The organism is Kribbella alba, assembly GCF_039529635.1.
Classification (GTDB): Bacteria; Actinomycetota; Actinomycetes; order Propionibacteriales; family Kribbellaceae; genus Kribbella; species Kribbella alba.
The window spans coordinates 179,425-197,311 of record NZ_BAAANE010000005.1; the positions used below are offsets into that span (position 1 = coordinate 179,425).

General features: G+C 67.5%; 15 protein-coding genes. 6 read left to right on the forward strand and 9 right to left on the reverse strand.

Going from position 1 to position 17,887, the window contains the following annotated elements; all coding sequences use genetic code 11:
- Positions 1-242 precede the first annotated feature (242 nt).
- Complete coding sequence (locus tag ABD210_RS16105) at positions 243-890, forward strand: TetR/AcrR family transcriptional regulator (RefSeq protein ID WP_344112285.1); 648 nt, start codon at positions 243-245, stop codon at positions 888-890.
- A 96-nt stretch (positions 891-986) separates the two neighbouring features.
- Here ABD210_RS16105 and ABD210_RS16110 read toward each other — a convergent pair whose 3' ends face one another.
- Both ABD210_RS16110 and ABD210_RS16115 read right to left on the reverse strand, forming a co-directional pair.
- On the reverse strand, positions 987-1,388 hold the full coding sequence (locus ABD210_RS16110; protein ID WP_344112287.1) for a DUF3592 domain-containing protein: 402 nt from the start codon (positions 1,386-1,388) through the stop codon (positions 987-989).
- A 129-nt stretch (positions 1,389-1,517) separates the two neighbouring features.
- On the reverse strand, positions 1,518-3,425 hold the full coding sequence (locus tag ABD210_RS16115) for a DUF5107 domain-containing protein (protein ID WP_344112288.1): 1,908 nt from the start codon (positions 3,423-3,425) through the stop codon (positions 1,518-1,520).
- 88 nt (positions 3,426-3,513) lie between these two features.
- Here ABD210_RS16115 and ABD210_RS16120 point away from each other — a divergent pair, with 88 nt between their 5' ends.
- Together ABD210_RS16120 and ABD210_RS16125 are read left to right on the forward strand one after the other, a co-directional pair.
- Positions 3,514-5,169 carry an FAD-binding dehydrogenase gene (locus ABD210_RS16120; RefSeq protein ID WP_344112289.1) on the forward strand — a complete coding sequence of 552 codons (1,656 nt, stop codon included), beginning with the start codon at positions 3,514-3,516 and terminating at the stop codon, positions 5,167-5,169.
- 100 nt (positions 5,170-5,269) lie between these two features.
- Positions 5,270-6,445 carry a tannase/feruloyl esterase family alpha/beta hydrolase gene (locus tag ABD210_RS16125; protein ID WP_344112290.1) on the forward strand — a complete coding sequence of 392 codons (1,176 nt, stop codon included), beginning with the start codon at positions 5,270-5,272 and terminating at the stop codon, positions 6,443-6,445.
- Here ABD210_RS16125 and ABD210_RS16130 read toward each other — a convergent pair.
- From ABD210_RS16130 to ABD210_RS16140, 3 genes are all read right to left on the reverse strand, one after another.
- Complete coding sequence (locus ABD210_RS16130; protein WP_344112293.1) at positions 6,442-7,374, reverse strand: serine protein kinase RIO; 933 nt, start codon at positions 7,372-7,374, stop codon at positions 6,442-6,444. The genes ABD210_RS16125 and ABD210_RS16130 overlap by 4 nt on opposite strands.
- Positions 7,375-7,524: 150 nt before the next feature.
- Positions 7,525-9,969 (reverse strand): glycosyl hydrolase family 95 catalytic domain-containing protein, encoded by a 2,445-nt coding sequence (locus ABD210_RS16135; RefSeq protein WP_344112294.1) that lies wholly within the window; start codon positions 9,967-9,969, stop codon positions 7,525-7,527.
- Between the two features lie 106 nt (positions 9,970-10,075).
- Positions 10,076-10,801 carry an NIPSNAP family protein gene (locus ABD210_RS16140; RefSeq protein WP_344112295.1) on the reverse strand — a complete coding sequence of 242 codons (726 nt, stop codon included), beginning with the start codon at positions 10,799-10,801 and terminating at the stop codon, positions 10,076-10,078.
- A gap of 147 nt (positions 10,802-10,948) precedes the next feature.
- On the opposite strand from ABD210_RS16140, the gene ABD210_RS16145 reads away from it, so the two are divergent.
- Positions 10,949-11,440 (forward strand): hypothetical protein, encoded by a 492-nt coding sequence (locus ABD210_RS16145; RefSeq protein WP_344112296.1) that lies wholly within the window; start codon positions 10,949-10,951, stop codon positions 11,438-11,440.
- A 118-nt stretch (positions 11,441-11,558) separates the two neighbouring features.
- Here ABD210_RS16145 and ABD210_RS16150 read toward each other — a convergent pair whose 3' ends face one another.
- Positions 11,559-11,702, reverse strand: a complete 144-nt coding sequence (locus ABD210_RS16150) for a GPGG-motif small membrane protein (protein WP_344112297.1) — start codon at positions 11,700-11,702, stop codon at positions 11,559-11,561.
- A 207-nt stretch (positions 11,703-11,909) separates the two neighbouring features.
- Between ABD210_RS16150 and ABD210_RS16155 the strand changes: the two genes are divergently transcribed.
- Positions 11,910-12,875, forward strand: a complete 966-nt coding sequence (locus ABD210_RS16155) for a TIGR03557 family F420-dependent LLM class oxidoreductase (protein ID WP_344112298.1) — start codon at positions 11,910-11,912, stop codon at positions 12,873-12,875.
- 16 nt (positions 12,876-12,891) lie between these two features.
- On the opposite strand, the gene ABD210_RS16160 is transcribed toward ABD210_RS16155, so the two are convergent.
- On the reverse strand, positions 12,892-13,509 hold the full coding sequence (locus ABD210_RS16160) for a UdgX family uracil-DNA binding protein (protein ID WP_344112299.1): 618 nt from the start codon (positions 13,507-13,509) through the stop codon (positions 12,892-12,894).
- A gap of 138 nt (positions 13,510-13,647) precedes the next feature.
- Here ABD210_RS16160 and ABD210_RS16165 point away from each other — a divergent pair, with 138 nt between their 5' ends.
- Positions 13,648-14,454, forward strand: a complete 807-nt coding sequence (locus ABD210_RS16165; RefSeq protein WP_344112300.1) for a sigma-70 family RNA polymerase sigma factor — start codon at positions 13,648-13,650, stop codon at positions 14,452-14,454.
- Here the strand turns inward: ABD210_RS16165 and ABD210_RS16170 are convergent.
- Together ABD210_RS16170 and ABD210_RS16175 are read right to left on the reverse strand one after the other, a co-directional pair.
- Positions 14,417-15,466 carry an acetate/propionate family kinase gene (locus ABD210_RS16170; protein ID WP_344112303.1) on the reverse strand — a complete coding sequence of 350 codons (1,050 nt, stop codon included), beginning with the start codon at positions 15,464-15,466 and terminating at the stop codon, positions 14,417-14,419. The genes ABD210_RS16165 and ABD210_RS16170 overlap by 38 nt on opposite strands.
- Entirely contained in the window at positions 15,463-17,841 is a 2,379-nt protein-coding gene (locus ABD210_RS16175; protein ID WP_344112304.1) for a phosphoketolase family protein, read from the reverse strand. The genes ABD210_RS16170 and ABD210_RS16175 overlap by 4 nt, the downstream gene beginning before the upstream one ends.
- Positions 17,842-17,887 lie beyond the last annotated feature (46 nt).

Genomic DNA, 17,887 nt, shown 5'->3' on the forward strand with positions numbered 1-17,887 from the left:
GCGCTCACCTCTCCAGGACGTTGCTTCACCGGCACCAGACCGGTCCTACCACCGGGTTGCATCGTACGGGGGTGTGGCCAGGCAACTGGGCGACGAAGTCGCTGTCGTCCGTGCGGCTATCCCTGCCACCTGGAAGTCCGTGGTGACCCTCGGAGGTCATCGCGAAGAGCCCTTCGAAATGACTCGAAATGAACGAAGGCCGAATTGGCAACGTTGTCCCCCTAGCGGGGCACAATGACCCCATGGTCACCACTTCTACTGGGGAAGCGCAGGGAGCGGGGGGCGAGGCCGCCTACCCGTTGCGGCGGACGCCGACCCAGGACCGGGCCAGCCGTCAGGTCGAGCGGATCCTCGACGCGGCTTGTGCCGAGGTGGTCGAGCGCGGGTACGACGCGGCCTCGACCAGCAGCATCGCCAAACGTGCGGAGATCGCGGTCGGCAGCGTCTACCGGTACTTCCCGGACAAGAGAACCCTGGTCCAGGCAATCGAGCGCCGCAACCAGCGCCGCTACACCGAGACGGTCCGCGAGCGGCTCGCGGTGGTGGAGGACTGGCGGCAGGCCGTCGACGTCACGCTGGACACCTTCCGGGAGATGCACCGCACCGATCCCGGCTTCCACGCTGTGGTGCTGAGCGGGCTGGGCGATCCGGAACTGGAGGCCACGCCCGGGGAGTTCGACGACCAGCACGCGGGCGAGTTCGCGGAACTGCTGAGTCTGCGTTTCGGTGCCCGCGACAGCCGGGAGTTCCGGATGACCGTCACCTTGACGATCGCTATGGGCGAGGCGTTGGCGCATCTGGCCGATCGCCTGCCGGCCGAGGACGCGGAGTACGTGCTGTCCCGAGGGCGGCCGACGCTGCACCGGCTGCTGGAGCCCCACCTGCCCTGAGGCAGGTCCCGAGAACCAGAAGGCCCCCGCCTTCGAGGCGAGGGATCGATACGAGCAGCGGCTCAGAGACGGCTCAGAGCAGTCTCTGGGACGTGTCTAAGGTTGTGGGATCGGCGTCGATGATCGCGGGCCGCCCTGCGGCCAGTGGCTGACCCGGCCCGCGACCCGGGCCCTGCGCGGCGCCCGGACGTCATAGCTGACGATCACCCGATCGTCCTTGGCGTAGATGTTCCTGCTGTTCGCCGGCATCCTGCGCTGGACCTCGAACGGCCCCTCGCCGTGCCGGGTGTAGTACTCGACGGTGACCTCGACGTACGCCGCCGGCGCACCGTTTCCCGACAGACCACGGACCGGTCCCCGAACCCGGATGACCCGGCCTGCGGTCCTTTCCTCTCCGGTGTGATCGCGACGCCTCACTCCCGCGACCACGTCCGCCACGATGCATGCCGTGACCAGCAGCACCAAGCCGAATCCACCGAATACAACGACAGTCAACATGGCACTCACCCCCGACGTGCCGCCCGCTACGGCGGTCGTCGTTCTCGAACTTTCCGCGCGGCCATCTGCCGCACACCAGTTCGACGCCAGCTGGGGTGCGCCAGTTCCCCGATTCCGGCAAATGAGTCCTCAGTCGTCACCAAACATGCCGAATTCATACTTTCGGGGGACCGGTCGGTTCGTGCCGAGTCGGCGCTGGGTCTCCTGCCACAGGGAGGCCAAGTCGTTTTCTCCCTCGCGAAGTCCGGGCAGCTCGATTCCCTCGTCCAGCAGGGCTTCCGCGCCCGCCGGGTCGCCGGTCCGCAGCAGCAGGCGGACCTGCGCGACGCGGACCCGCGGGTCTGTCCGGGTCCCTCCTACCTGCGCGAAGATCCCCTTCGCTCCCCCGGACTCCAGACAGGCGTTCACCGCCTCGGCGAGCAACTGCGGCAGCTCTGCCGAGTTCAGTTCGACCGCGCGTTCCCAGTGCGACTGGTTGCCGGTTGCGATCGCGAGATTACGCAGAGCCCAGGGATTCTCCTTGGCGGCAAGGGATTGCCGCCACGCATCGATCGCGCCCTCTTCGTCACGGGCGTACCACCGGGCGACACCGCGGTGGTACCAGCTCAGCCAGTTGTCGTCCTCAACGGCTTCCAGCAGTTCGCGCCAACCCACCAGGGTTCCGTCCGGCGCTTGCTGCCAAGGAACCTCCGGGAACCTGCCGTCAAGGACAGGCAACCAGGCGCGCTCGCGCTCGGTCATCGTCTCCTCGGCGAACGGCGTCCCGGGTGACACCCTCCACCCGGTCCGCCGCAGCTCGAGTGCACCCCAGCCCGAACCAGCGAACAAGTTCTCGACCGGCACCTCGTCCGCGACGGACAACCAGTCCCGCTCCCTCGCTGCCAATTCAGTTGCACTCAGCAACGACTCCAGTACTTCGCCGACACCCGCGCGGGCAGTTCCCCAGTTTTCGGCATGCGCGACGGCTGGATGAGTGTCGAGCCGACCATAAGCCTCCAGCCAGTGCCAGTCGGTTGCTCCAGGCAACTGAAGGTGTTCCAGCTGGGTTCGGGCCAGACCCGCCTGGATCTCGCAGTAGCCGTGACCCTGCAGCCCTGGCGACAACCACTCCTGCCAGCGGTGACCTCCTCGACTCTCGCCCCAGACGAACATCTTCCGGCCCCGGAGGCGAGCGGTGGACGTCTGCACCAGGCCATTGCCCTCCGCGTCGAGCGCCGCGATCCACGGTCGCTGCTCCGGCGGCAACTCGAAGAAGAAGTCGATCGCCCGGCGATGCCGCATCGGATAGCTCAGATCGACGTCGTCCTGCACCGGTACGTCGACCAGATCGAGGCGGTTGCCGTAGCCGTGCTTCCACGCCTGGTCGGCCGGGACGAGCACGCGGGTGCCCTGCGACTGCTCGACGGCGATGTTCGACCACCAGTACGCCGGGACCGTCTCGCTCGACGGATTCTGGATCCGCGCCCCGACGTACAGGAACTCGGAGTCGGTGGGCAGCCAGAAGTCCACCTGGGTGACCAAGCCACGAGTGCGTTCCCACTCCCACAAGCGCAGGACCGGGGTTTCGTCGGGGCCCTCGACACGGGCAGCGTGCATCGGGGCGCAGGTGCCGGTCCAGTGGCCGGTGCTGCCGAGGTTCCACTCGACGCCGCCTGCGAACCAGGCATCGCGGAGGGCGAGGTTCGCTGGTTGGAGCACGGGGTTGCGGTAGAGCAGTTCCTGGCCGCTCGGTTTGTGCACCAGCGAGTAGAGCCGGCCGCCGAGTCCCGGCAGGACGGTCGCCCGCAGGTGGTCGTTCTCCAGCACGAAGGTGGGGATCGGGCGTTCGACCAGCCTCCGGTCGTAGCTGTCCTGGGTGAGACACGGCAGCGCGTTCTCCAGTCGGCCGTACTCGACGTTCTGCCGCATCTCCACCGGCAGGTCGGCGAGATTCCCCAGCGGGACGTGCTCCCGGTTCCTCGTCATCGGCGGTAGGGGGTTCTCAGGGCCGAAGGAAGCGGCAGGCAACACCAGCTCATGCGCGGAAAGGATCGTCACACCGCCGATTCTTGCAAGTCTGTGCATTTCCGTCCATCGCTGGTTGGTGTCCGCTATACATGGACGACCGGACTGAGGGGATGGATTGATGGACGCTGACGTGATCGTCGTCGGAGCGGGGCTGGCCGGGCTGGCCGCCACCGCCGAACTGGCCGATGCGGGCAAGAAGGTGCTGCTGCTCGACCAGGAGCCGGAGGCGTCGCTCGGCGGGCAGGCGTTCTGGTCGTTCGGCGGGCTGATGTTCGTCGACTCCCCCGAGCAGCGGCGGATGGGAATCAAGGACTCCCGCGACCTCGCCTGGCAGGACTGGCTCGGCTCGGCCGGGTTCGACCGGTTGGACGACGAGGACCAGTGGGCCCGGCAGTGGGCCGAGGCGTACGTCGACTTCGCCGCCGGGGAGAAACGCGCGTGGCTGCACGCCCAGGGCGTTCGGTTCTTCCCCGTGATCGGATGGGCCGAGCGCGGCGGCTACAACGCCGACGGCCACGGCAACTCGGTGCCGCGGTTCCACATCACCTGGGGCACCGGACCTGGTCTGGTCGCACCGTTCGAGCGCCGCGTCCGGGAAGCCGTCGCCAAGGGCCTGGTGGAGTTCCGGTTCCGGCACCGGGTGGACGAGTTGACCGTCACGGGTGGGGTGGTGGAGGGCGTTAGCGGCAAGGTGCTCGAGGCGAGCGACGTGGCTCGCGGCGTCGCCAGTTCCCGGGCCGAGGTCGAGGACTTCACCCTCACCGCCCAGGCGGTGATCGTCACCTCCGGCGGGATCGGCGGCAACCACGACCTGGTCCGCGAACAGTGGCCGGCCCGGATGGGGAAGCCACCCGCGCAGATGATCTCCGGCGTACCGGCGCATGTCGACGGCCGGATGCTGGCGATCACCGAGACGGCCGGCGGCCGGTACGTGAACCGCGACCGGATGTGGCACTACGTCGAAGGAATCCGGAACTGGGACCCGATCTGGCCGATGCACGGGATCCGGATCCTGCCCGGGCCGTCGTCGCTCTGGTTCGATGCCACCGGCAAGCGCCTGCCGGTGCCGCTGTTCCCCGGGTTCGACACCCTCGGCACGCTCGAGCACATCGCCTCGACCGGCTACGACTACAGCTGGTTCGTGCTCACCCGGAAAATCATCGAGAAGGAGTTCGCCCTGTCCGGGCAGGAGCAGAACCCGGACCTGACCGGCAAGGACATCAGGGGCGTGCTCGGCCGGGCCCGCGGCGGTGCGACCGCGCCGGTGCAGGCGTTCATGGACAAGGGTGCCGACTTCATCGTCCGGGACAACCTGGCCGACCTGGTCCGCGGGATGAACTCGTTGACCGGCGAGGACCTGATCGACCCCGCCGAACTGGAGCGGCAGATCGTCGCCCGGGATCGCGAGATGGACAACACGTTCACCAAGGACCTGCAGATCACCGCACTGCGGGGGGCGCGGAACTACCGCGGCGACAAGCTGATCCGGGTCGCCTCGCCGCACAAGATCCTCGACCCGAAGGCCGGCCCGCTGATCGCGGTCAAACTGAACATCCTCACCCGCAAGTCCCTCGGCGGCCTGCAGACGGATCTCGACTCGAGAGTGCTGCGCACCGACGGCACGCCGCTGCCCGGGGTCTACGCGGCAGGCGAGGTGGCCGGCTTCGGTGGCGGCGGCGTCCACGGCTACCGCTCACTCGAAGGCACGTTCCTCGGCGGTTGCCTCTTCAGCGGCCGTACTGCGGGTCGCGCTGCCGCGAAGGCGGTGTCCTGACATCCCATCCGCGGGTGGGTCGTTGTGTGGTCTGAGCCCCTGTCTGTGAAGTGGGGTGGACTTCTAGCGTTGCGCGCAGCCGATCCTGGGAGGACCTCTCATGCGCCGCCTCGCTCTGTCCTTTGCGGTACTGCTTCTGGCCGGTGGCCTCACCTTGCCCGCTGAGGCTCATGGGTGTCCGCGACTGCGGGTGCCAGGAGCGGAGCACCAGGAGGTTGCCTGCCTGGATGATCTGACGACGGCCGGAACCGTGGCGTCAGGGCATACGAATCCGGCGGACTACGCGGGGCTGACGCAGGCCGGGCTTCCGCAGCAGTCGGGGGTTCCGGGCGTGCAGATCGACGGGTACTTCCCAGACACCTCGCACACGAACACGAACCACGGGTGGAACCACGACGCGCAGTTCGTCCTGCGCTTGCCGGCCAACTGGAACGGCGGACTCGTCGTGGCGGGATCACCCGGCGTGCGGGCGCAGTACGCGAATGACAAGGCCATCTCGGACTACGTGCTCTCGAAGGGGTACGCGTTCGCGGCGACCGACAAGGGCAACACAGGCGCGAACTTCTTCACCGACGGGGTGAAGCCCGGTGACGCGATCGTGGAGTGGAACCTCCGGACGACACAGCTCACCCGGGCTGCACGGGCGGTCGTGTCACAGCGGTATGGCCGGGAGCCCCGCGAGGTGGTTGCCGCGGGCCTCTCGAACGGCGGCTACCTGGTCCGCTGGCAACTGGAGAACCACCCGGAGCTCTATACGCGAGGCGTGGACCTCGAGGGGACGCTGTGGACCGTCACTGGCCCGAACCTGCTGACATTCCTGCCGCCGGCGATTCGGGGCTATGAGCAACATTCGCCGTCGCAGATCGTTGCCGCGGGCTTCGATCCACGGTCGGACTTCCTCTGGGACTACCACTACACGGTCTACTGGAAGCTGACCCAGCGGATCTACGCGGCCGAGCTGGACCCGGCGTACCAGGGCAGTGAGGCCGACTACGACTACGCCTCCCGCCCAGCGGCACAGCGGGCCGTACGGCGGATCGCCCTCACCGGGAAGATCGGCCGACCGCTGGTCACGCTGCACGGCACCTTCGACAGCCTGCTGCCGATCTCGCAGGACTCCGACGTGTACGCCGAAATGATCCGCCGCGCGGGTCGTTCCCGCCTTCACACCTACCAGCGGATCGAGGCAGGCAACCACGTCGACGGCCTCGTCGACGCCCACCCCGACCGCCTGGTCCCGCTGGTTCCCCCGTTCCAGCGGGCCATCAGTGGCTAGAAGACCATGGTGAGGAGGTCGGCGAACAACTCTTGCTCGTCGATCTCGAGGCCTCGGTTGGTGAACCAGGTGGCGATGTTGTGGCAGTCACGGAGGAGGAAGTCCATCCCCTTGGGGTTGCCGACGATGTCGACCACCTGCGGGAGGTCGATCAGGACGATGCGGTCGCCCTGCGCCAGCACGTTGTACGGCGACAGGTCCCCGTGGGCCAACCCCACCGTGGCCAACTCCCGCATCCCTTCGCGCAGCTGCTCGAAGTACGACGCCAGCAAATCCTTGCCGGGCCGGACCTGCGCCAGCCGCGGCGCGGCACCGCCGTCGCCGTCGTCGATGAACTCCATCAACAGCTCAGTGCCATCCACCTGCACCGGGTATGGCACCGGGACACCCGCCGTCCAGAGCCGGCAGAGCGCGTCCCACTCGGCGTAGGCCCATTGCCCGGCGGCGACGCTGCGGCCGTGGGCCGTCTTCTTCGCCATCGCCCGGCTGTCGCGGCTGTTGCGAGTCCGCCGGCCCTCGACGTACGACGTACTTCGGTGGAAGGAACGGTGTTCCTCGCTGCGGTACCGCTTGGCCGCCAACAGCGAGCTGCGCGACGGGTTGTCGCCGATCGCGTCGACAGCTCGTTCGACCAGGAAGACATCGGCTTCCTTGCCGGTTTTGAGGATGCCGAGCTCGGTATCGATCGCCGCCTGTTCCGTCACTACCCAGTCGGGTCGTGGATCCGGGCCGCGAGAACCGCGCTCGACATCCAGCCAGGTCGACCACCGTTGATCCGGGCCCAGCTGTTCGTCCACTTCCTGGAAGCGGAAGACGAAGGCGTCGGCGGGGTCTGGTTCGGTCTCGTCGCTGGTGAGTTCGGCCCAGCGCGGTTCCAGATCAGTGAACTGTTCGAATTGCCGGTCGGTACGAAAGACGTCGGAAGACATCAGGTGTGCTCCTGAGGAAAGAGGTGAGGCTGAAGCGGGCATGCCGCAACACAGTGATGGACATCCGTTCAGCCCTCCTTCGGTCAGGCAGCACTCGTAGCTGCACAAGCAGCTTCAGGATGCAGGTTCGCGCTGAACCCCGCAACGCATTTAATCCAGCGGCGTGAAGACCAGGCTCTGCCCGGCCTCGGTGGTCAGTCGGGTCGTGCCTGGTTCGACCTTCTCGGTCGACCCCGCGGTGGTCAGCAGGGCACCGCCCGGCCAGGGGATCTCGAGCTGGAGTCCCGAACCGGTTTCACTGAGAATGCGGATCTCCTCGACGACACCGGCCCGCCGGCTCGCGCTGACGAGGAAGGCGCCGGCGGCCCGCAAGGTGGTGAACGAAGCATCGCCCGTCCAGTTCGGGAACAGCCGCAGTACGCCGTCGTAGCTCTGGAGGAGGCACTCGTTGATCACCGCCGGCAGGGCGAAGTTCTCCACCCAGATCCCACCACGACTCATGAAGTCGAACGACAGGGTGTCGTCATACCGGCCGTGGACCGCCCGCACCCGGTCGGTCGCCGTACCGTTGGGGAGCAGGCAGTAGCGCACGTCGCGCTTGAACCGCTCGAGGTCGAGGATGCCCAGCCGGGCTCCTTGCAGCGCGGCGAAGACGAGTTCGTTGCCGCCCTCGATCGTCTGGTTCCGCCAGGTTCGTCGGAGCAGCTCCAGCTCAGCCGGCTCGCTGCCGAGACCGACTTGTTCGGCCGGGAAGGCCGGCATCGCCGCGACCGGCACGTTGTAGACGATGGCCGGATCCTCGCCCGGCGTGGACACGATCACCTCGCTGCTCGTCGGATAGTCGACCAAGCGCCGCAGCACATCGTCGACCTGGCTGAGCAGTGCCACCTCGTCCTGCGAGCGTTCCAGTATGCGAGCTGCCTCGGTGAAGGCGTTCAGGAGGAACCTTCCGAGGGCGAGATCCACCACACAGTCGGCGTTGTACCGGAACCCGGGACGCAGGCCGTAAAGCTCGGGAGTCACCGTCGGGAAGACGTGCAGCCGACCGTCCTCGAAGCCGCCGCGCTCGGTGGACGACAGCACGTAGTCCACGAAGAAGAGCGTTGCCTCCTTCAACGGTCCGAACGCGCGATCCCGCAGGTAGTCCGCGTCCTGCGTGTAGAGGTATTGCCACCAAAGACTCTGCACGGCCCACGGCGTCTCGCAGACCTCCCAACCCCAGGACGGGTCGGGATACGGATTCACAGTCATCCGGACCGGGTACGCCGAGTGCGGGAACGCCGCGCCGCGCAAACCGTAGTACTGGCCGGCCCATTCGCGGCTGAGTGGGAGCAGGTGGTCGACCATCGAGACGTACGGCTCGTGCAGCTCGGGGTGGTTGCTGGAGAAGACACCCCAGAACGGCTGCTGGACGTTGTAGTTCAGGTGATAGTCGCCGTGCCAGTCGCTGCCGATCCGCCGGTACGACCAAGGTCCGAAGAGGCCGGGGCACGCCTTGCCCGGTGCCGCAGCACAAGCCAGGAAGTAGGAATTCCGGTACCAGAGGTCCGTCAGGAACTCATCCGCCAGCTCCACCCCCGACGCTGCCCAGTACGACGCCCAGAACTCGCCCGAGCGTTGGTAATCCGGCTGATAGTTGCCGAGGTCAACCAGTTCGGGCTGGGTGGTTCCGCCGGCGGTGCCGTGGACCAGGGATACGGCGACGAGGAGGTCCGGCGTGCTCGGCAGACTGACCTGGAGGGGTCCGTCGGGGTGGGGTCCGCCGTCGATGCCTGGGCGCGATCCCTCGCGCACTTCGGCGTTGATCGTTGCCGTGAGGACGAAGGCGTTGTCCTCGGCCGCTGGATCGAGCGTCGGCAAGACCTGCCGGAACGCGAGCATCCCGCCGGTCGAGGGGGCCGACCTGCGCGACGCCGCGTAGGGGAGCGGATCGGTGATCGCGTTCGGAAGGGCCTCCATGGCCGGGTGCGAGTCGCTGGACGGCGGCAGCGGCTCAGGTCCCGGGCCGGAGCTGCCTGTGCGGGGGTCCGGGATCAGGCCCACCGGGTCGGGGAGCAATCTGATCCGGTCGAACACCGGCGTACGGGAACTCACCCACAGGCGGTCGGCGTCCCGGGCGAGGAAGACCTCGACCTCGGCCGGGACGCCCTCCACCAGCAGGGAGATCTGGCAGACCGCGGTCGCCAGCTCCAGCCTGTGGCCGAGCACCTCGACCCGGCGGGGATCGAAGCCGAGGATCAGCGAACCGCAGGGGAACGGCCGCGGGAACGGCAGGTCGTAGCTGGCTCTGACCAGGTCGTTGTACTGCTTGAACCACGGGTCGTCGGTCAGTTCGTCGAGGCCGGGATCGATCGCCGCGACCTTCGCGAACACCTCGGCGAAGGTCCCGATGCCGTCGGCGTGCCCCTCCTCGACCCGGACGTCCCAGACCTCGTTGTGCCCGAAATGCACGACGACCGCATCCGGGCGAGTGGTGACGACCGCCCCCAGACCGCCGTTGCCCAGCAACGCGCCCTCGAAGAAGTCCGGCGCCGGGCCGGTGTGACTGATCGAACCGGGTGTCACCAGACCGGAGTGGTGGGGTGGGGTCAGCATTGGATCGAGGCCTCGCAGCAGCAGATCGGACGGTTTCTTTCCGCGCGAAAGATACTAGGCGCGAACCGTCGTCCTGTCTCCGCTCCTTGTCTCGCTGGGCGAGACCTCAACGGAACTGGGAGCGGGCAGTGGGTCGGAGACGCAACTCCTGGGGCGCGGCGACCGAGCGGCAGACGATCTCGGGGAGCACCTCGCGCTGCCAGGTGCGGGACGCGGCCAGCCGGCGCCGATGCTCGTCGTACGCGGCATCGTTCGGAAACGTCGCGAACCACGCGAGCACGATCTCGTCCCGAAGCGGTAGCGCCGGGAAGTTGTTCTCAGCCGCCAGTGTCTCGAAGGTCGCGGTCAGCACCGCGCCCGTGCCGGTCAGGACCGGGACGATCCGGTCGTTGAAGAACTCAGCGAACCCGTCGTCGGCCGAGCCGCGGTGATAGACGGCACCGGCGATCACCGAGCGCGGGATCTCGGTCGCATGGAGCGGCGGCCGGGGCGAGCCCAGGGCGGGATAGCCCGGGCCCAGCTCGATCGGCGTGAGCAGCAAGGCGTCGTCGGAGTCCTTCATCGTGACGTTGGCTTCCTGGCGGCGCGCCTTCCAGACCGGGCCGTAGTAGAACCCGTTCAACGCCTCGGCCCGGGCATCCAGGTCGGTGAACCCGCGCAGCCAGACGAACCGGTCCGGGTCGTCGAGATCGCGGAACTGCCCGCAGATGTGCATCCCCCGGTCTTCCTGCCCCTCGACGAAGGCCTCGTCGAAGACCTCGATCAGCTTGTCCCGCTGCCCTGGGTGCAGCGTGTACTGCCGCAGGTCCACGACCGCACAGCACTCCCTCATCGCGCCTCCTCGTCGCCGGTACGACGAACATTCCACCAGCCAAACGTGACACGGTCTGTCAGGTTTCGAGGTGACGGTCTGGAACCGGCGCACGGTGGGTACCGGCGCACGAAAGAGGGACCACTCAGGTCCGATTCAGGAGGACCGATGATCGACGAGGCACGACTCGGGACTTATCTACAGGATCACTACGCCGGCTCGGCTGCCGGCATCGAGTTGTTCAAGCGGGCGGCGGACCAGCAGACCGATCCCCTCGTCCGGACGGTACTGGCCGGGATGGTGGAGAAGGTGGAGGCCGAGCGGTCGGCGCTAGAGAGCTATCTGAAGGCCATCGGTAGCAAGCCGGATCCGGTCAAGAACGCGGGTGCCTGGATGGCGGAGAAGCTGGGCCGGTTCAAGCCGAACGGCGAACTGATCAGGCGGTCGCCACTGAGCGACGTGGTCGAACTGGAGGGTCTGCGGCTCGCCGTCGAGGGCAAGGCCTGCGGATGGCGGGTGCTTCGGCGGCTGGCGGACGACGACGAGCGGTTCTCCGCGAAGGAGCTGGACGAGCACATCGCCGACGCCCAGGAACAGATCGACGAGCTCGAAGGACTTCGGATGGAAGCCGCTGTGAGGGTCTTCCTCAAGCAAGCCTGACATTCCTCAAGCAGGCTTCACGCGCAGCGGCCCCCGGAGGCTCGAGGAGCCTCCAGAGGCCTGAGTCCCCGTGGGGGTGAGATCCCACCTCCGCGGGGACGTTCCTACGCGACTGGGGTCAGGTGAAGATGCTGACGCCGCCGGGGCCCACCAGCAGGCCTACGACGATGAGGGCGGCACCCATCAGGACTTGCCCGCGGACGAGCGAGACGATCCCCGCGATGACGAGGATCGCCGCAATGATCCAGAGCACTAGGCCCATGGCCGTTCCTTTCTCGACGGCCGGACCGGCCTGCGGCCCGGCGACTGACTCCCCGTGTTTCTCTCCCTCTCTGGTGCCCGGCCCCACCCGCCGCAAACGGTGCCCATCACAGGAAAGTGCGGCGCAGAACAGGAAAGTCGCGGCAGGAATGCCTGGGATCCGTAGGGGCACCGGGCCGGGTACAGCCAGCGATCATCTGGAGGCGACGTGAAGATCGGCTACTTCCTGTCCAGCGAGGAGTACACCCCCGCGCAACTGATCGAACAGGCCCGGCTGGCCGAGGAGTCCGGCTTCGACGGCCTGTGGATCAGCGACCACTACCATCCGTGGAACGACGAGCAAGGCCAGAGCGCCTTCGTCTGGTCCTCGATCGGGGCGATCTCGCAGGTCTGCGATCTGCCCGTGACCACGGCGGTCACCTGCCCGACGGTCCGGATCCACCCGGCTGTCATCGCCCAGGCCGCCGCGACCAGTGCTGTCCTGCTGAACGGGCGGTTCACGCTGGGTATCGGTACCGGCGAAGCGCTGAACGAGCACATCTTCGGCGACCCCTGGCCGACCCTCGACGTACGGCTGGAGATGCTCGAGGAAGCTGTCGAGATCATGCGCCGGCTGTGGACCGAGGACGGGTTCGTCTCGCACTACGGCAAGCACTACACCGTCGACAACGCACGGATCTACACCAAGCCGGACTCGGCACTACCGATCTACATGTCGGGTCTCGGCCCCAAAGCCACTGACGTCGCAGCGCGCATCGCCGACGGCTACATCAGCACTTCACCGGACAAGGAACTCCGGCAGCGGTTCCGCAACAACGGCGGCGGCGACAAGCCGACCCAGGCCGGGTTCAAGGTCAGCTACGCCCCCACCGAGGAGGAGGGCATCGAGCAGGCGCACAGGATCTGGCGCAACTCCGGTCTGCCGGGCGAACTGTCGCAGGTGCTGCCGTCGCCGCGCCACTTCGAGCAGGCCAGCGAACTGGTCACCAAGGAGATGACCGCGAAGTCGGTGACCTGCGGCTCCAAGGCGGACCACCATGTCGAGGCGTTCGAGCCGTACGTCGAGGCCGGGTTCGACGAGATCTACGTGGCGAACATGGGCCCGCACTCCGTCGACATGATGAAGCTGTACCGCGACGAGGTGCTGCCCGAGCTCCGCAGGTCGGGTATCTGAAGGCCCGCAAGGCGGATCAGGGCAGCAGCGAGGCCGCGACGCGGAGATCGTCGACGAAGAGGCCGAAGTCGCGGCGGTACTCCTCCGAGCGCACCACCGAGGACGGATGGACTGTCGCGACCGCGGCAGTCCCGTCCGGCAGTTCAACGGGCTGCCCACGCCGCTCGGTGACCTTGAATCCCGGGCCCATCAGGGCACGCGCAGCGACGGCGCCGAGGATGACCACCAATGAAGGCTTCACGATCGCCCGTTCCGCGGCCAGCCAGGGGCTGCAGGCAACGATCTGCCCGACGGACGGCGTCTTGTGGATGCGGCGTTTGCCGCGGCGCTCGAACCGGAAGTGCTTGACCGCGTTGGTGAGGTAGACGTCGCCGCGATCGATCCCGGCCTCGACCAGCGCCTTGTCGAGCAAGCGGCCGGCCGGTCCGACGAACGGATGGCCCTCCTTGTCCTCGACATCGCCGGGCTGTTCGCCGACGAGCATCAGCCGCGCTCGGGCCGGCCCCTCGCCCGGCACCGCCTGCTCGGCGTACTCCCACAGATCGCAACCTCGGCAGTCCTTCAGCGCGGCCTGGAGTTTCCGCAGGCCGCCCCCGTCGGGCACCCACTGCTCGGCGCCGGGAAACTTCTCCACAGGGGGTCCGGTGCCCCCTTTTAAAACACCCGTAACACGCGGGGGCTTGATTCAGGCGCGCGACTTTGATCTGGTGGAACACAAGTGGTTCAGCCTTGACGCCACCCACCGCAGGACGACACGACGAGGTTTCTCACCGTGACCATCGCACCTGTCAGCGCTGTCGAGACGAAGCAGCGCATCGCCGAGACCACCCAGGAACTGCTCGAAGAAGCAGACAACGTTCGCGATCCGCGGCGTCGGCAACTGCTCGATGAGGTTGTGATCCTGAACACCCCGGTCGCCCGTTCCATCGCATCCCGCTACCGCCGCAAGGGCGTCGACTCCGACGATCTGGAGCAGGTCGCGTACCTGGGCCTGGTGAAGGCCGTCAACGGCTACCGCCTGAATGCGGCGACCGCCTTCCTCGCGTACGCCGTACCGACCATCCGGGGCGAGCTCAAACGGTACTTTCGTGACTGTGCGTGGACCGTCCGGCCACCGCGGCGGGTCCAGGAGATGCAGGGCAGCATCGCCGCCGCCGAACCCGAACTGACCCAGAAGCTCGGTCATCTGCCGTCCGACCGGGAGACCGCCGAGGCGCTGGGCACCGAAGCCGAAGAGGTCGCCGAGGCGAGCTCGGTCCGGGGGTGCTTCAGCACCCTCTCACTGGACGCGCCGGGAGCGTCGGACAGCGGGGCGAGCCTGATCGAGAGCGTCCCGGCCGCCGAGGACGGCTACGAACTGGTCGAGAACGTCCACACCTTGAGCCCGGTCGTCTCAGAACTCGACAACCGCGACCGCCGCATTCTCGAGCTCAGGTTCTGCGCCGGCTTCACCCAGGAGGAGATCGGCAACGAGCTGGGGGTCAGCCAGATGCAGGTTTCGCGGCTGCTGCGCGGGATCCTGGAGCGGCTTCGCGACGAGCTCACCCAAGGAGTTCGCGCGCCTGCGCGGACATCGTGAGGTCCTCGCGGCTCGGGATCACGCACAACCCGACAGCCGAACCCGGAGAACTGATCACCGGCGCCGACAGTTCGTTGTCCTCCGCATCCAGTACGACGCCCAGCCACTCCAGCTGACGGCAGACCGCCGCACGGAGGGGAGTCGAGTGCTCCCCCACACCGCCGGTGAAGGCGATCCCGTCCACCCCACCCAGCGCCGCGGCCATCCGCGCGATCTCGCCGGTCATCCTGTGCACGTAGACGTCAAAGGCCAGGCGACACGACTCATCGTCCAGGTTCGCCAGCACCTCGCGGAGGTCGCCGGACTTCTCGCTCAGCCCGAGCAGCCCGGACCGATGCTCCAGTGCGTCGCTGATGTCGTCCGCCGCGAAGCCTGCCGACGTCTGCAACCACATCAGCAGCCCTGGATCGACCGAGCCCGACCGGGTGGCCATCACCAGGCCGTCGACCGGTGTGAACCCCATCGTCGTATCGACCGACCGCCTGTCGGCGATCGCGCAAAGCGAGGCACCCGCGCCGAGGTGACAGCTGATCAGCCGCGGCAGTCCCCGTCCGAGCACCTCCGGGGACCTGCGGGCGACGTACTGGTGGGACAGGCCGTGGAAGCCGAACTTCCGCAGCCCGTGGCGGCGCCGCCAGGCGGCCGGCAAGGCATAGGTCGCGGCCGCCGCAGGCATCGTCCGGTGGTACGCCGTGTCGAAGCAGGCCACGACCGGACGGTCACCGCGGAGGCTGGCTCGGATCAGCCCGAGTGCGCGTGGTTGATGCAGCGGCGCGAGCGGGACGAGTTCCTCGATCGCTGCCACGACGGAGTCGTCCACGAGCGCGGGGCCGTCGAAGCGATCACCGCCGTGGACAACACGGTGGACCACGGCATCGGCCTTCAGCGACTCCAGCGGGTCCGGTGATCCGTCCCAGTCCGCGATGTCCTGTTCGTCGATCACCTGGTCCGAGGCGTCGAGCACCCGCAGCTTCAGGCTGGAAGAGCCCGCGTTGACGATCAGCAGGTTCATCCGCGCTGACCCCAGCGCCAGTTCCGGACCTCCGGCAGGTCCTCGCCGTAGGTGGTGACGTATGACCAGTGCCGGGTCCGTTGGTCGGCGAAGAACTGCCGCGCCGACACCGCCCGGGTCCGCAACGCCGGCACCCGGTCGATCACGTCCATCGCCAGGTGGTACCGGTCCAGGTTGTTCAGCACGACCATGTCGAACGGCGTCGTCGTGGTGCCTTCCTCGATGTATCCGCGGACGTGGATGTTGTCGTGCCCGGTGCGCCGGTAGGTGAGGCGATGGATCAGCCAGGGATAGCCGTGGTAGGCGAAGATCACCGGCTTGTCGGTCGTGAACAGCGAGTCGAACGCGGCGTCGGTCAGTCCGTGCGGATGTTCGTTCGGAGCTTGCAGCCGCATCAGGTCGACGACGTTCACCACCCGGATCTTCAACGAGGGAAGGTGTTCGCGGAGCAGATCGACCGCGGCCATCGTCTCCAGCGTCGGCACGTCACCCGCACACGCCATCACCACATCGGGATCGCCGTCGTCGTTGCTGGCGAAGTCCCAGACACCGATCCCGCGCGCACAGTGCAGCGCGGCAGCCTCCCAGTCCAGCCAGTTCGGTTGCGGTTGCTTGCCTGCGACAACGACATTGATGTAGTTGCGGGTCCGTAGGCAATGATCCATCGTGGCCAGCAGCGTGTTGGTGTCCGGCGGGAGGTAGACCCGGACCACCTCGGCCTTCTTGTTCACCACGTGGTCGATGAAACCCGGATCCTGGTGCGAGAACCCGTTGTGGTCCTGCCGCCAGACGTGCGAGGTGAGCAGATAGTTCAGCGACGGGATCGGCCGGCGCCACTCCAGCCGGTTCACCGTCTTCAGCCATTTGGCGTGCTGGTTGACCATCGAGTCGACGATGTGCACGAACGCCTCGTAGGAGGAGAACAAGCCATGCCTGCCGGTGAGTAGGTACCCCTCCAGCCAACCCTGGCAGGTGTGCTCGCTCAGGATCTCCATCACCCGGCCGTCCGGCGCGAGGTTCACGTCGGTGTCGCGCACGTCGGCGAGCCACGCCTTGCCGGTGACCTCGTAGACCGCGTTCAGCCGGTTCGACTCCGTCTCGTCCGGCCCGACCATCCGCAGATTGGAGAACTCGGCGTTCGCCGCGATGGTGTCGCGCAGGAAAGCCCCGAACACCCTGGTCGGCTCCCCGTCCTCGGCTCCCGGCGCCTTCACCGGTACGGCGTACTCGGCGACGGGTGGCAGCTCCAGGGCCCGGGTGATGAGTCCGCCGTTGGCGTGCGGGCTGGATCCCATCCGCAGGGATGCCTTCGGCGCGAGTTGGGCCACCGCGGCGACCGGCCTTCCGTCGTCGTCGAAGAGTTCCTCGGGCCGGTAGCTGTGCAGCCAGGCCTCCAACTGGTGGAGGTGCTCGTCGTTCGTCCGGACGCCCGAGAGCGGCACCTGGTGGGACCGCCAGGTGTCCTCGACCGGCTCACCATCGACGGCGTGCGGGCCGGTCCAGCCCTTGGGTGTCCTCAGCACGATCATCGGCCAGGCGGCCCGGGTCGGCGTTCCTTGCGTAGTGCGGGCCTCCAGCTGGATCTCCTCGATCCGGTCGAAGCACTTGTCCATGGCCGCGGCCAGCGCCCGGTGCACCTCGGCCGGCTCGGACCCCTCGACCAGATAGGGGTCGTGGCCGTATCCCTGCAGCAGACTGGTCAGTTCCTCGTCGCCGATCCGCGCGAGCACGCTGGGGTTGGCGATCTTGTAGCCGTTCAGGTGCAGGATCGGCAGCACCGCGCCATCCCGCCGGGGATCGAGGAACTTGTTCGAGTGCCACGAAGTTGCCAACGGCCCCGTTTCCGCCTCGCCGTCGCCGACGACGCACGCGACCACCAGCTCCGGGTTGTCGAAGGCGGCGCCGTACGCGTGGCTGAGCGAATACCCCAGCTCGCCGCCCTCGTTGATCGAGCCCGGTACCTCGGGCGCGACATGGCTCGGGATCCCGCCGGGGAAGGAGAACTGCTTGAACAACCTGCCCATCCCCGCTTCGTCCTGCGTGGTGTTCGGGTAGGTCGCAGTCCAACTGCCCTCGAGCCAGGTGTTGGCGATGATCGCAGGACCTCCGTGGCCCGGACCGATCACGTACATCAACTGGCGTTCCCGTTGCCGGATCACCCGGTTGAGGTGGGTGTAGATGAGGTTCAGTCCCGGCGTCGTACCCCAGTGACCGAGCAACCGCGGCTTGATGTGTTCGGGCCGCAGCGGCTGTTTGAGCAGCGGGTTCGCGAGCAGGTAGATCTGCCCGACCGACAGGTAGTTCGCGGCTCGCCAGTACGCGTCGAGGCCCTGCAACTCCTCGTCGCTCAGCGGGGTGGCGTCGACTTGTTGCACAACGGCTCCTCTAGGGGTGAGTAGCACAGCTCCCTTACGAATGGCT

Excerpts from the sequence above, each read along its gene's own strand:
- ABD210_RS16105 (WP_344112285.1), top strand. The coding sequence starts at position 243 with ATGGTCACCACTTCTACTGGGGAAGCGCAGGGAGCGGGGGGCGAGGCC.
- ABD210_RS16110 (WP_344112287.1), bottom strand. The coding sequence starts at position 1,388 with ATGTTGACTGTCGTTGTATTCGGTGGATTCGGCTTGGTGCTGCTGGTC.
- ABD210_RS16120 (WP_344112289.1), top strand. The coding sequence starts at position 3,514 with ATGGACGCTGACGTGATCGTCGTCGGAGCGGGGCTGGCCGGGCTGGCC.
- ABD210_RS16125 (WP_344112290.1), top strand. The coding sequence starts at position 5,270 with ATGCGCCGCCTCGCTCTGTCCTTTGCGGTACTGCTTCTGGCCGGTGGC.
- ABD210_RS16130 (WP_344112293.1), bottom strand. The coding sequence starts at position 7,374 with ATGTCTTCCGACGTCTTTCGTACCGACCGGCAATTCGAACAGTTCACT.
- ABD210_RS16135 (WP_344112294.1), bottom strand. The coding sequence starts at position 9,969 with ATGCTGACCCCACCCCACCACTCCGGTCTGGTGACACCCGGTTCGATC.
- ABD210_RS16140 (WP_344112295.1), bottom strand. The coding sequence starts at position 10,801 with ATGAGGGAGTGCTGTGCGGTCGTGGACCTGCGGCAGTACACGCTGCAC.
- ABD210_RS16145 (WP_344112296.1), top strand. The coding sequence starts at position 10,949 with ATGATCGACGAGGCACGACTCGGGACTTATCTACAGGATCACTACGCC.
- ABD210_RS16150 (WP_344112297.1), bottom strand. The coding sequence starts at position 11,702 with ATGGGCCTAGTGCTCTGGATCATTGCGGCGATCCTCGTCATCGCGGGG.
- ABD210_RS16170 (WP_344112303.1), bottom strand. The coding sequence starts at position 15,466 with ATGAACCTGCTGATCGTCAACGCGGGCTCTTCCAGCCTGAAGCTGCGG.